Source organism: Psychrobacter glacincola (genome assembly GCF_965118485.1).
GTDB classification, from domain to species: domain Bacteria; phylum Pseudomonadota; class Gammaproteobacteria; order Pseudomonadales; family Moraxellaceae; genus Psychrobacter; species Psychrobacter glacincola_D.
In genome coordinates, this window is the sequence record NZ_CBCPJH010000016.1 from 44,735 (window position 1) to 59,955 (window position 15,221).

Annotated in this window: 6 protein-coding genes; 2 read left to right on the forward strand and 4 right to left on the reverse strand. The window is 41.1% G+C overall.

What is annotated here, in order from left to right; genetic code table 11:
- Window positions 1-96: 96 nt before the first annotated feature.
- The 4 genes from ACMHKH_RS07745 to ACMHKH_RS07760 all read right to left on the reverse strand — a co-directional run bounded on the left by ACMHKH_RS07745 (window position 97) and on the right by ACMHKH_RS07760 (window position 9,990).
- The gene (locus ACMHKH_RS07745; protein ID WP_413520067.1) at window positions 97-5,385 is read right to left on the reverse strand and encodes an SdrD B-like domain-containing protein; all 5,289 of its coding nucleotides are present in this window, start codon (window positions 5,383-5,385) and stop codon (window positions 97-99) included.
- Between the two features lie 187 nt (window positions 5,386-5,572).
- Window positions 5,573-7,546, reverse strand: a complete 1,974-nt coding sequence (locus ACMHKH_RS07750; RefSeq protein WP_413520068.1) for a hypothetical protein — start codon at window positions 7,544-7,546, stop codon at window positions 5,573-5,575.
- 51 nt (window positions 7,547-7,597) lie between these two features.
- The gene (locus tag ACMHKH_RS07755; RefSeq protein ID WP_274902151.1) at window positions 7,598-8,062 is read right to left on the reverse strand and encodes a hypothetical protein; all 465 of its coding nucleotides are present in this window, start codon (window positions 8,060-8,062) and stop codon (window positions 7,598-7,600) included.
- Between the two features lie 266 nt (window positions 8,063-8,328).
- Complete coding sequence (locus ACMHKH_RS07760) at window positions 8,329-9,990, reverse strand: hypothetical protein (protein WP_413520069.1); 1,662 nt, start codon at window positions 9,988-9,990, stop codon at window positions 8,329-8,331.
- Window positions 9,991-10,563: 573 nt separating this feature from the next.
- On the opposite strand from ACMHKH_RS07760, the gene aceE reads away from it, so the two are divergent.
- Both aceE and ACMHKH_RS07770 read left to right on the forward strand, forming a co-directional pair.
- The gene (aceE, locus tag ACMHKH_RS07765) at window positions 10,564-13,377 is read left to right on the forward strand and encodes a pyruvate dehydrogenase (acetyl-transferring), homodimeric type (protein WP_413520070.1); all 2,814 of its coding nucleotides are present in this window, start codon (window positions 10,564-10,566) and stop codon (window positions 13,375-13,377) included.
- 22 nt (window positions 13,378-13,399) lie between these two features.
- Window positions 13,400-15,124, forward strand: a complete 1,725-nt coding sequence (locus tag ACMHKH_RS07770) for a 2-oxo acid dehydrogenase subunit E2 (RefSeq protein ID WP_413520071.1) — start codon at window positions 13,400-13,402, stop codon at window positions 15,122-15,124.
- Window positions 15,125-15,221 lie beyond the last annotated feature (97 nt).

Genomic DNA, 15,221 nt, shown 5'->3' on the forward strand with positions numbered 1-15,221 from the left:
GTGAGACTGATTTTATCGCTTATGAAAGGCGATAGTCAATTTACTTTAAGAGTATCGCGCTATTCCAGATGACAGTTTTTATACCAACTGCCCATATTATAATGTAGAAGTAGGGGTTATACGTTTGTTTTTACGGGGGTCTTCACGCTTAAATAAATCTTCATCAAACTTGAAGCGTAGTCTAAAGTAAGCGCCTTCTATGGTTGTATCATCATAAGCAATATCTTCGTCTTCAAAGCCCATAAAGTTATAACCAAGTGACAACCAAAGGTTGGTCATTGGGCTATAGCCAACTTCAGCGCCAACTAAATAGGCTAGGTCATTTGCTTGCTTATTCCAGTAAGTACCTGCTTGTAAACTAATATCCCAGCGCTCGCCAATATCATACAATCCACGAGCATAAACAGCGTGAGCGGTATTATCGCTTGCGATACCTTGAGCGTCATATTCAGTATACTTACCGGCATAATGTCCTGATAACGTCAATGGACGCGTTGGATGGTAGTTACCACTCCATGACCAGACCAGCGCATCTTTTTGGTAAGGATTATCACCAGTCGCATTGTCATCTAAGCGATACTCAAGCTTAGCAAGCATATCGAGCTGGTTACTATCGTAATCACGGTAGGCAGCACCTAGTTGAAAGCGATTGATCGTACGATAACCATCATCATAATCAACCTTTGAATAGATATCTTTGGCTAATAACGTAACCTCTTCGCTATAACGATAAGCAATACCTGCACTACCTAGTAAAGTGTCACTGGTATCGCCCCAGCGTTTTTCTAAGCGAGCTGATGCTTTGTAGTTCTCGTTCGCCAAATACTCAACGCCAAAACCTGCTGCAGTTGCAGTGCTGTCTTTTTCGCCTTCTAAAGACTCAACACGCTCTAGTAAGGTATTAAGCGTAAAACCTTCTTGGACATACCATTTATTCTTTAGACCAATGGCAGCTTCCGCTTCACGAGCACTGATGGCATCACGCATACGGTATTCACTATAAACCTTGCCGTCTTTCATATAAGTGGCATCAAAACCAACAACGGTACGTTGACGCTCTTCAGAGTCGTCTAATCCGTAGCTGCCTGATAAGCTATTGATTAAATCATGACGAGCATAAAGTCGACCTAAATTACCGAGTGCAGCTTCACCACCGATAGAGGTTGCATTACGTGAGCTATGTTCAATATCTTGTTCGTACTCAGCAAATACTAATGAGTTATTCAGCTTTGGTAAACGCGCAGTTAAACGCGCGCGTGCAGTAGTACCTTCAATGTCTTTTTCTATAGTATTAACGCCATTAAGCGCTGATTGGTTAATGAGGTCATCATTAAAAATAGTGTCTTTAGTAATATCGACGACATCGGTTGCTGCTTGGATATTACGTGAAGCTGCTGCTTCTTGCTTGTAGTAACGTACGCCAATTTCACCAACGATGTTTTTGCTTAAACGTTGTTCAACGCTGGCTTGTACGCCTTCAATGCTGGCATCGGTAGTATGGTCTTTAGTACGTACGCCTTCTAGCTTTAGTGCAGTATTTTTATTACTTAAAGTATGAGTAACTTCTACACCTGATTCTGTACGTCCAGCAGTTTGAGGGGACGCGCCTGTGACAAAACCGATATCAGTATCGTTATGATAGGCTTTTGCACGGGTGTTTTTCTTATTATCATAGTCAAGCTCAATACGTAGTGCATCGCCTTCGACGTCATTACTCGTTAGTTCTGTGACATTGATCTGATTACTTGGTTGGAAGTTTGAGTTCTCAGCTTTATTTTTGGCATATTCTGCGACCAGTTTTAACTTATCGTTAATTTTAATCACAGTATTAACGCTGGCAAGCTCTTCTTTATTCAGTGGATCATCACTGTTGATATAGCTACCGCCAATAGAGACTTTATCGGTTAATTGTTGCTTGGCTGCGACGCCACCAACCCAATATTTCTCGCCGCCTTCATCGACTTCGACAGTGATGCGTAGATAGATAGGGTTACCGTCAATATCTTGGCTGGCAATTGGTGCTTTTAGATATAAGCTACGGCTGATAGGATCGATTTCATAATCAGCAAAACGTGTTAAAGTCTCACGGCGTACGATACGTCCTGGGTTATTGGCATCACGCGTAATCACCTCGATGGTTTCAGAGTTTTCTAATACCGCATCAAAGTTGTTAGCAAGTGGGTAAGGACCTGAAATACCAAGACCGCGAGTTTCATTGACGCGCTGTGACGTGCTAGTCTCAGCAGCAAACGCAGTAGTGCGTGTATTGCTATCTTCAAACTGTGCTTTAACGCCAGTCAACGTACGGTTGTATTGACCAAGCTTGATACCATCATCATTGTCGATTTGGGTTTTTAAATCACCATACATGGCAAATGAGCGACCTTTATCAAGACGCACATATAGCTTGCTAGTCGATTGCGCATCAAAACCTTTGGCTGATGAGTCACCATAGACAGGGTAGTATTCGCCTGGCTCGATATCACGGAACAGACGCTCGCCTTTTTTGTCACTATCATAAGCCAGCGTTAGTAGGTAATCACCGCGTACTTTACCTTTTAAGAACATCGCCGCGCGACCTGTCGCTGAGTAATCATCGTTACCGGCGATTTCACGCAATTCTTTTTCAAAAGCACCTTGTGCGTCAGTGATATTGCTACCATCGAAGTCTTTAAGCGAGATAGCGCCTTCAACAATACCAACCGCAATCAGTGGACGCAGCTGAGCCGTAAACTGTAGCGGAATGACTTGCTTACTGCTACCAGTATTGATAACCAGCTCGCCTTTACCGGGTACGTTTGGCGCCGTCACAGCGACTAAAAGCTCACCGCCATTAACAGTCACTTGCGTGCCTGCTTGGTCTTTATTGCTGTCTTCTAAGTTAATACGACCAATGTTGGTATCAATAGTGATAGGGGTTGATGCTATATAAGGACGACCATCACGATCTTTTAGACTAATAACGATTTGATAGTCGCTGACACCGTCCGCTGCTACCAATTGCTTTTGGGTACGATAATCAATAGATTGCAAGCTATCTGGCGTTAACACTTTGATAGTCTGCTCAGAGATAACTTTGCCATTTACGTCAGTAGCGACACCGCGTAGTGTATTAGCGCCGCGTTGTAAATCGACCGCGTAATAATCAAAAGCGGTAACGTTTTGCTTTTCTTGTTCAGCCGTTTTTCCGATTTGTTCTGCTGATACGGCTTTGCCGTTAGCATATAAGGTAAAGTTAGAGCCAAGTGGTGCTTGTACTTGCACCATTTGTTTGTAAGTACTCAGCTGCTGACCCTCATTTAGATTAATGAAAGCAACGTCATTGGTAACGACTTCTTTTAGATATTCCTCTAATTCTTTTTCTACTGGAGGAGCAACTTTAGTGACTGCCATATCAATGCGATTGGCAGAGGGGTTGACCATTTCGTTGACGATGGCTGAGTCGCATTGGATACCCGCATCTAGCACGTCATTAGACTTACAGCCGCTAGCGTCGACATTGTCTTTATTATCACGGTTATAGTCAGGCTCTAAAGTGAGCTCGCTTTTAACGGCTTGCTCTAAGCGATCGTTTTTGGCGCCAATACTTTTACTACGAGCTACAAGCTCTTTATTTAAACGTTCGGTAGTATCTGCCATACCGCCAACGATACCGAAGTCAGCGCGATGCAGCTCGCCATATTTTAGGTCGACAAAACGGCTACCGGCATCGCCAGCATTACGGTTACTTTGGGTGACCAGTTCGGTGGCGTTTGGAATAGTGGTGCGGTCAATTTTTAGGACGTGGGTCTTGGCACTGATACCATAAAAGTTGTATTTACCTTCAGAATCGGTGACGACAAAGTTGCCGTTTTCCATATAGAGTCGTACACCAGCAACGCCAAGCTCGCCAGCTTCTTTTTGCTGAATGCCGTCACGGTTGATATCGTGATAGACCTTACCGACGATGATGCCGTCCGTATTCATGACACCGCGACTTACTTCGATTGGCCACTGAGCCTCCATAGAAGCAAATGTTTTATTTTTTTCGTCACGACCATAAGCGGTTGCGCGATTGATACCATCACCACCTAATGCTGATGATCCTATTAAGACACGGTAGGTAATTTCTTTTGTTTCATTAATATCCATATTACCCAAGCTCAAGACTTGATATTTACCATCAGTCTTAAATTCAGTAGTCTGAGCCTTATCAATACGTACACTGCCTTGAACATAATCAAAGCCACGCGGTAGTGCGTCTTTTAACTCCACATCATAAGCAGTCGCTTTACCATCATTTTTAACGGTAATATTATAATTAACATAATCACCAAGCTCAGCAGTCTTTACGCTACTTTCTTTAGTTACTTGTAAATTTGGATATTCATTAACAATCGCAATATTACTGCTGATATCTTCAGTAATAGCGGTCAAGTCAGATGGGCCTGGCTGTTGGTCAGGATCAAGACCAACTGATGGTGCGATACAAGCTTCTAAGGTTGCAGTTAACGTATCACCTTGTAATGTTTGAATAAACTTGTCATCAATACTATTGGCGTTATATTGTGTCGGTGCTGATAGTCGATACTTACCAGTATTTTTACCAGTTTCTATTGCTTTCAGCGAGTACGTATCACCAGTGAGAGATGAGGTGACAGTAACCCAAATTTGATCAGGAGCATCGAATTGGACGTTACATTGTGCGTAGCTGGCTTCGATATAGATATCTTCGCTAACCTGTGATTTCTTTTTATATCCATCCCATGAGAAAAACATAAAGTCAATGCTAGGTGCAACGATAACCAGACTGTCAGTTGCTACTGCTTTCACTGACTTATCTTCAACAACCGCCGCACCGAGCTTGATATCTATTATGTCACCATCGCGAGCATCGATATCAGTGAGCGCTTGAATAATGAGCTGAATACTCTCTTCTTGACCGATGGTAATCTGACTTAAATTGGACAGTAGTAAATCACCAGCATCAATCAGGCCGTTTTGATTGATGTCTTGGTAAACTTGTAGATTGGATAAAGTAGCAGGTATCGACCAACTTAGTTCAATAGTTGCATCACCAGTGCTGGTGTTTTTTAGGGTATTGAGCCAGCTAACGTTAGCACCAGGAGCAATCGTCTGTACTGGCGGCTGGGTTAAGCTAATGTTATACACAATTGGTACTGAGGAGTTGACTTGTACTTGGTTAGACGTACTGCTCAAACCAACGCTAGTATCGTTATTGACATGGTAGCTAGCTTGAGCGGTATTATTAATTAGCTCAACGAGTGCGTTGGGTGCAGCAAACGCTGTATTTGATTGGATAAACAACATCGCTAATGACAGCGCAGAGATCTTTGCGGTACATAAGGCAGTACGATTAGACGGTGTCATGGTAGATAGAGTCATATGTCGCTTATCCAATAAAATATCGGTGAGGGCAAAGGTGGAGATTCCCTAGCCTAGATAATATAAAGTGATTAGTTAAAGCTAGAGGGTTGGTCTATAAGCATTATTTTATGTTTATAGATGGAGCTTCCCTAAACTACTGTTAGGGAAGCTCTTTCAACTAAGTATAATATGTTAGATAGAAATGTTAAGGTTTACCGGTTTGAGAAGTCGTCACAGAGAACTTAATGACGCCTTTCGCCTGAGGTGCTATGGTATTAAAAATACCTATAATTTCAGGGTTTGTGCCAGTATTACTTGTTACAGGTGTAGCCTCGAAATCACCTCTATAGGCAATTTTACTATTTAGAATATCTGATATAGTTACATCTTTAATGGTTACACTGCTAGCAGTCGTGAATGTATTGGTGGCTTCAAGCTTATAGAAGATACATTGACCTGCTAATGCAGTAGCAGGAGTTTTAAGCCAAAGCGCACTATTGTTAGGGATATTGGATACAGCTGTAGTGCAGTCAGCAACCGTTTGATATTTCTGTAAATCAATACCTTGCATAGTGGTTGTAGTGGTTGCGACAGTAGCTACAGGGGCAGCCGTACCGGCTATTGCTGTTTTCGGTGTTATGGTAACAGCCATTGTCTCAGACGTATTGAGATTGCTAGCAGTCGCTTCATTAGAGCCTACACCGTTAGTTTTTACCTGTACCAAGATTTTCACTTCTTCGGTAGGAGCTAATTTAGTCTTTCCTAATGCAACTAATACGTCGTTTAGGTCGTATTCACCAGATAGTTTTTTAGCTAGCTCTACGTCACCAGTGTCGAATACACCGTTACCGTTTTTATCAACATAAACCTTTTCAATAGTAACTTGGTCGTTGTTAGTGGTCGGTGCAACTGTGAATAAAACATCACCCGCAGTGACAGCTTCATTAATGTCAGTACCATCGTTCTTTATTGTATAGCTGTAGTAGGTGTCACTTTTTAAAGCCACTTCTTTATCATCATCTTTAGTAATGGTGATCTTACGAGTTTGTGAGTTCGTCGTAATTTCTGAAGTGTTCGCATCCTCACCTTTGTAGTCAGCTCCAGTTTTATCTTCATAGTTGACGTCATCGGTGTCCTTTGTACTATCAATCATGCCATTTTTGTCATCGACAATGGCATGGTTAACGATTTTACTAGCGTTAGTTAGCGTCGTGCCATCTTGTTTCGCATAAAAAACGATAGTAATTGTCTCTCCCTCCTTGATCCCTTGACCGACAACTTCAATACCTCCATTGGTAGCTATAAAGGTAGCTGCTACAGGTGTACTACCATTACTTGCGGTAACTACAGGAGCTTTAGTGAGATCAATAATCAGTCCAGCTGGTAGGGTATCTGAAATGGTAAGGCCCGTTCCATTTGTATTACCTTCGTTTTTCACTGCAATAGTATATTTAATGAATGAAGCAGAGTTTGCTATATCGAAAGTTTTATTGTCCAGGTTAGTAGTTGCCGATTTAGTAATAGCATAAACAGGCGTAGTGGTTTTTGCACTGTCAGTATTCGATGCAGTATAAGCGTTTGCATTTCCTGAATTCTTAACTTTCAAATAAGCACTTTCAGCACTTACTACAAGAATACCGTTCTTGTCGATAGTTCGTACAGTATCAGCAGTCGCTACAATAGTGATATTAGCAGAGTCTTTAGCATTCAGAGAGATAGCGCCAGTAAATTTGCCATTAGCATTAGTTATAGGAACGTTAATATCTGCACCAGTACCATTTAGTTTATAAGTAACGGTATAGCCGCTATAGTCAAAATCATCTCCAGTAACGTTTTTTAGCTCCAAAGTATAAGTGTCATTTACGTTACCTTCGTTCTTTAGGGTGTGCGTAAAGCTAGCTGTTGAATTAGCCTGTGGGTTAATCGGACGACCAACATTATCAGTAAGTAAAGTAAACGAGCTGGTTTCGTTTACTTTGACAGTTACTTCGTTAGAAAAAGCTTCCTGTTGTGTAGTGTTACCTGCAACAGTGTATTTAGCAGATGCTTTGTTTGTAACATCGAAGCTACCAGTGCCAGTACCACCAGTAGGTTCAGCAGCATTTACGCCAGTAGATAAACTCATTACTGCAGCAACACCTACAGCTAGGAGAGAATAATTAAAAGTTTTTGATTTCATATAGATATCCTAAAATTAAAAAAGCAATGTTTTATGGGTTGAAGTAGACGACTAATTAACGATTGTATTCAGTGCGACAGCGGCAGATTTCTGTGCTGGTAATAGCTTGATATTCCAACGCAGAGTACGGTATTCAGAAAACGGAATTTTGACCATCTTGCCATCGACTTTACGCATCAATGGCATATCCATATAGTTCTTGCCATCGATACTGGCTTGAGCACTTGATGGATTTGCTTCACCAGTGAAGGTCATATTGGCAGGGATAGGTAGGATGACTGCTAAATCTTGGATATCTTTATTAATCGTATTGCTATAGGTCGCTTTATACTGAATAACCGTACCAGCTGGAGCGGTACGGACTGGAGAGTAACTGGTTTTACCTTCAGTATTTTTGATAACTTGATTGACGGTTAAATCCATTTTCAAAGCGTCATCGGCATGCGCTGTACTGAATAAAATGACCGATGCTAAGCTTGCTAATAAGGTGCTGCGTAAAACATTAAAACCTTTCATAGTGTATTCCTTGCTTAAACCGTTACTATCAATCTGACTTCAATTACTGCTATAAAAATAAAGTTTTTTAGTGAATAAAAGTCAGTGATAGAGTGAGTGTTATTTCTTGATGCCATTGTCACAAAGTAAATACAATCTTTCACTATAAAAGCGACAAATGGCACTTTTAAGTAGCCGAACGGTAAAAGCCCTATCTCGAGAGATAGGGCTTTTGTTTAAAAAAATAAATTCTTTAAGATTATGAATAATGCAAGAGGAAATAGAGACTAAGGATCTACAGTAGTTCCGTATTTGGTGTTGAAATAGAAAACGCGTTTTGATCTTAAAGGTAAAACAAAAGAATTGGTTTTTACTACACCATTTTGACCAATGGGCACGCTGTCAGAAGCATAATCGACCGTATTAGATATCGGATTCGCTAACACTGAAGTAACCAAAGCACCACCTGGCTCTTTTTTCTGTAACTTGTCTTGCATTACAAAATTGTTAATAGGAGAATTCGCACGATTGGTAGCTGTTATTCTATAAGCAATACACTGTCCTAGATTGAGATTATCTGTGATACTGTATTCACTAAATCCAGTATTAGGGTTTGTATTACCTGCAATATTGAGTTTACTATCAGTATAATTTATGTCTGCACGACAATTATTTACATATTGAGCTTTCCTAAGCACCAAAGCAGCATTTTCAGCTATAACCCTACCAAAGTTATTATCAGGATAGTTATAATTAGTCGTCGTAAAGCCCACATTTTTGTTCTCATTAGAAGTGCGGATAGGATAAGTATCGCCAGTACGATTTTCTATTAAACAGAGATTGGTGTTATTACCTAGAGTAGTTTTAGGTATACTGATTTGATACTCACCGACGGGAGCACCATTTTTAAGAACTGATTGTGTTGGATAAGTAGTCGATGTATTAGAACAATTAGTTAACCTTACTGTACTGCCAGAAATGCCCGTCTCAGAGAAGGTAGGGTCATACTCACCATTAAAGTATTTAGGTCGATTTGTATAAATACTACTAGGCGTAGTAATGTCAGCATTGTCTTTATTAGCTCTATTTTCAGGGATACCACCATTGTCATCGAATACTGTACCTGAGAAGATATATTCGGGAACATAACAGTAGTTATCTACTCGGAAATCAATCTCTTGATTAGTCGGAGATTTGTTACTGTTTAAAGTATAATTGGTGTAACGAATTTTTACTGATTTTATAGGTTGAGAAAACTTTATTGAAGCTTGACACTTTACATCCATAGATTGACCTGTACAGTTAGGGTCAGAAGTGTTAGATGTATATATACCTCGGCTACCAGAGGTAATATTTGATCCTGCTATTGTTTGTAATGTTCCACTAATTTCAACATTGTTCTGATCGCGACCAGTTACTATAATATTGTCATCAAAATAATTACTAGTGTTGTTTGAATAATCAACATCAAATGCACTAAGAGCAAAATTAGTAAGGTAGATAGGTTGTAGTGTTGTGTTATTACGAAAATCAAAAGTAATATCAGTATAATCAGAAACTGTAGGAAATGTCCGTCTAGTATTAATAGCGGTAATTGTGGAATCGCTAGATTGTGTAACAATACCAAAGTTAGCTTTTGTGGTACTTGCACTAGATTCGGACGTGCTTACCTTTATTTGTAAGGGAATACTGCCTGCTGCATTACCTAATATATTCACGTAACTATTATCATCAACAGCTGATACTAGATTATTGTAATCTCTACTGGTAAAGCTTCCCTGAGCAAAGTTTGTATTACAAGTTGCCCCAGGATTTTTAACTACTACTGCTAAAGCAGGACTGTTACATAATAGAAAAGTCAATATCGCTACAAATACTAGTATTCGATATGTATATTTATTAAATATTTGTAGAACTGTAGAATTTGAAAAGCTTTGAGTCTGAGTCATATTGATATCCCTGTAAGCTAAAACTTGCCCTGAACATTTACCAAGAATCTGAATTTAAAAGTCACCAAAATATTGTTTACATTACGTAACTTAATATATTAAGCAATAATCTTGTAAAAATCTTATAAAACGGATGAATGGTACTTTTAGTACGACAAAATACATTTCCATGCTCAAAAAATCTTGTGCGTTAGTAAATACCCAAAATTTTTCTTTAACACCCCAAAAAAATAATCAGTATTTATTTTAAAAATACTTGTCATATCGTCATTTCTCTACAGCTATAAACAATCCGTTGATAATCCCCTATAATAGAGCGTCAATATAATTTGATGATAAAAATCGCATATCGGCTGTCGTTTACTTTTACTCCGATGTCTGTTCGACCCCATGCCAAAGTACAGTTGCTGTTCACTAGCAACTGCTCTGTAATCACCACGACATATAATGGAATGACGAGATGCATCAAGGAAGGCATTAAGTAAATCGCTCGCTTACAAAATATGTATAACTCTGTAATTTAATAATATCCTGCCATCATGCAGGAATGACCAATAACAAGGATTGAAAGAGATGAATTATTACAAGGATGCTGATAGCAGCGAAACGCAGGAATGGCTTCAGGCTTTTGAGTCTGTCATTAAGCATGCTGATAAAGATCGTGCGCAGTTTTTATTAAAAGCCCTATATAACATGGGTGTACAAGAGGGTCTGCCATTTAACCGTTTGGATACGGCCTATATCAATACCATCGCCGTTGAAGATGAGCCAATGTACCCAGGTGACTTAGCGATTGAGCGCAAAATTCGCGCCTTGATTCGCTACAATGCCTTGGCAATGGTTATGCGTGCCAATAAAAACGATGACGATTTGGGTGGTCATTTAGCCTCATTTGCCTCTAGTGCGACGTTATACGAAACTGGTTTTAACCACTTCTTCCGTGCTGCCAGCGATCATTTCGGCGGCGATATGATTTACTACCAAGGTCACTCAGCGCCAGGTATGTATGCGCGTTCTTATCTAGAAGGTCGCTTAAGCGAAGATCAGTTGGATAATTTCCGCCGTGAAGTTGGTGGTAAAGGCTTATCAAGCTATCCACATCCATACTTAATGCCGGACTATTGGCAGTTCCCAACGGTGTCGATGGGTTTAGGTCCTATCATGTCAATCTACCATGCCCATGTACATCGCTATATGGAAAACCGCAAGCTGCTAGAATCGGAAGGTCGTAAGATTTGGGCATTCTTAGGTGATGGTGAAACGGATGAGCCAGAAAGCTTAGGTGCTATCTCTCTTGCTGGTCGTGAGAAATTAGATAACCTCATATGGGTGGTCAACTGTAACCTGCAACGCCTTGATGGTCCAGTTCGTGGTAATGGCAAAATTATTCAAGAACTTGAATCAGTATTCCGCGGTGCCGGCTGGCGAGTGATTAAAGTCGTTTGGGGTGGTAACTGGGACAGTCTGCTTGCCAATGATGATACCGGCGTTCTAAAGCATCGCATGGAAGAAGCAGTTGATGGCGAATATCAGTTATATGAAGCGCGCGATGCTAAATTTACCCGTGAACATTTCTTTAATAAATATCCTGAATTAAAAGAGATGGCAGATGCCTTAACGGATGAAGATATTTCACGTCTGAACCGTGGTGGTCATGATCCTATGAAGGTTTATGCTGCATTTAGTGAGGCGATGAAAACCAAAGGTCAACCAACCGTTATTTTAGTGAAAACGGTAAAAGGTTATGGTCTATCCACCACCCAAGCAGTTAACAAATCGCATCAAGTCAAGAAGCTCGATCAAGAAGCATTGGTGTATTTCCGTGATCGTTTTGACTTACCCTTTACTGATGAGCAGTTAGAGACGCTTCCGTTCTATCGTCCAGCTGAAGATTCAGCAGAGATGAAGTATCTAAAAGGTCGCCGCGAAGCGTTAGGTGGTCATTTGCCAAATCGTCGCAGTGGGCATATTCCATTAAATATTCCTGAATTGTCGATTTTTGATCGTGTCTTGAAAGGTAGTAACGGTAAAGAGCAATCAACGACGATGGTGTTTGTACGTCTGCTTGCTGCGATGTTAAAAAACAAAGATATTCAAGATCGCGTTGTTCCTATCGTTCCTGATGAAGCGCGTACCTTTGGTTTAGAAGGTATGTTCCGTCAATTGGGCATCTACTCGGCGGTTGGGCAAAAATATACGCCTGAAGACAGTGAAGCCTTGATGGGTTACAAAGAAGCCATCGACGGTCATATGTTAGAAGAAGGTATCAACGAAGCGGGTGCAATGAGTGCGTGGATTGCTCTAGCAACCAGTTACTCGACTAACGCTTTGCCAATGATCCCAATGTATATCTACTATTCAATGTTTGGTTTCCAACGTGTTGGCGATTTGGCTTGGGCGGCAGGTGATTGTCAAGCACAGGGCTTCTTACTGGGTGCAACGGCAGGTCGCACCACGTTAAATGGTGAAGGTCTACAGCATCAAGATGGTCATTCGCAAATTTTATTCAACGTCGTTCCTAACTGTGTGAGCTATGATCCGTGCTTTGGTTATGAATTGGCAGTGATTATGCATGATGGTTTACGCCGCATGTATGCTGAAGGCGAGCGTATTTATTATTATCTCACCGTGATGAATGAGAACTATGAGCAACCTGCCATGCCAGAAGGTGTTGAAGAAGGCATCAAGCGTGGTATGTATCTATTAGAAGATAATGGTTCTGCACAAGTTCAATTATTAGGTTCTGGTGTTATCTTACGCGAAGTACAAAAAGCGGCACGTATCTTAAAAGATGAGTTCAATATCTCATCTAACGTTTGGAGTGTCACCAGCTTTAATGAGTTAACTCGTGACGGCATGGCTTGTGATGACTACAATCGCCTACATCCAATGGATGAAGAGCGTGTGCCATGGGTTACTGAACAGCTTGCTCCGCATGAAGGTGTAGTCGTTGCTGCAACCGATTATATGCGCAACTATTCAGAACAGATCCGTGCTTGGTTACCAGATAGCCGTCCATATACCACACTAGGTACTGATGGTTATGGTCGCTCTGATACCCGTGAGAATTTACGTAGCTTCTTTAACGTTGATGCCGCTCATATCGTAGTGGCTACCCTAAAACGCTTGGCTGACGAAGGCGAAGTTGAAATGCGCTTGGTTAAAGATGCAATTTCAAGCTTAAATATTGATATTGATCATCCGCCTGCATGGCAGCAACAGCCGTATTATGACCACTCTCCAGACGCTCCAGCACCTGGTAATGTCAATCCGACTCCTGTACCTGAGTTTAATGTTGAAGACGATGAAGAAATAAGCAGTGAAGGTCGCGCCGAAGATAAAGCGGATGCTGCCTTACTCAATAATGCTGACGTCGAAGAAAAATAACCATAAGACAAGGAAATAAAACATGGACATTAAAGCCCCCGATTTGGGTGTCGATAGCGCCGAAGTCAGTGAAATTATGGTAAAAGTTGGCGACGTTATTGCAAAAGACGACAATATTGTTTTACTAGAGTCTGACAAAGCCTCAGTCGAAGTACCAAGCTCTGCTGCTGGTAAAGTAACCAAAATCAGTGTTGCAATTGGTGATCAAGTCAGTGAAGGTATGGTGCTGATCGAGATTGAAAGTGAAGCTGTTGAAGATACGGATGCTAAAAATGACGATAAAGTATCTGAGCAAGCACCAGTCGAGCAGTCAGTAGCTAGCGAAGAAAAAGCGGTTGAAGTCAGTCAAAATGACAGCACTTCACAACCTGCTCAAGCAGCTTCAGCAACCACTTACGCACTACCAGATTTAGGCGTTGATGAAGCGCAAGTGTCTGAGATTATGATCAGTGTCGGCGATATCGTCAGCGCCGATCAGTCTATCTTGCTGATTGAATCAGATAAAGCGTCGGTTGAAGTACCTGCGCCACAAGCTGGTAAAGTTGAAAAAATACTGGTGCAAGTAGGCGATATGGTTGCCAATGGTCAAGATTTTATTGTCATCATTGGTCAAAGCTCAGACAATGCTAATGCTGCAATTGAAGCCAAAGCACTAGTCGCCCAATCGCAAGATTTAAAACCAGCAGTTAGCGAGCAAAAGACTGATTCAAGCCAGAAATCTGCTAAACAAGCTACAACGACTGCGCCTAAACAAGTTGCTAGCACTACTGCAACAAGTAGCATAGGTAATAAGCTGACCGAAGCACAAGTCAATGAAAAAATGGTTGATGTCTATGCAGGTCCTGCCGTGCGTAAGCTTGCCCGTCAATTAGGTGTAGATATCAGTGAAGTGGCAGGTTCGGCACTCAATGCGCGTATCTTAAAAGAAGATTTGTTTGCTCATGTCAAACAAAGCCTAACCACAAAGCAAGCTGCTCCAGCTACTGTTGGCAGTGCGTCTAGAGCTAGCTTACCAAGCTTGCCTGATATGAGTAACGTTGAGATTTGGGGCGAAACAGAAACCCAAGACTTAACTCGCTTGCAAAAGGTATCTATACCGCAGCTGAATTACAATACTTACTTGCCGCAAGTGACGCAATTTGATTTGTCTGATATCACAGAAACAGAAAGTCTGCGTAATGAGCTTAAAGGCAGTATGAAAGCTGAAGGTATTGGTTTGACGATTTTAGCCTTTATCGTCAAAGCAACGGCTTATGCATTGACGCAGCATCCACGCTTTAACAGTCATTTAAGCGATGACAATACCCAAGTTATCCTACGTAAAAGCGTCAATATGGGCATCGCAGTGGCAACAGATGATGGCTTAATCGTGCCAGTGATTAAAAATGCTCACGAAAAAGGCATCAAGCAAATCGCCATTGAAATCGGTGAGCTGGCTATCAAAGCCCGTGACAAAAAGCTAAGTACCAAAGATTTGCAAGGCGCTAGCTTTACTATATCAAGCCAAGGTATCTTGGGCGGCACTGCGTTTACACCACTGGTTAACTGGCCACAAGTCGGTATCTTGGGTGCATCAGAAGCAACTATGCAACCGAAATGGAATGCTGCTAAGCAAACCTTTGAGCCGCGTTTGATGTTACCACTATCATTATCATACGACCACCGTGTGATTAATGGTGCTGATGCAGCAGTCTTTACCCGCTATGTTGCAACTTTGCTTGCGGATCCGCGTCGCATTTTGCTATAGGTCTTACCCTTACTTAACACTTATATAAATAAAAAAAGACTGTCTATGGATGGTCTTTTTTATATCTGCTATTTCATCAGAATATAGATAAATGACA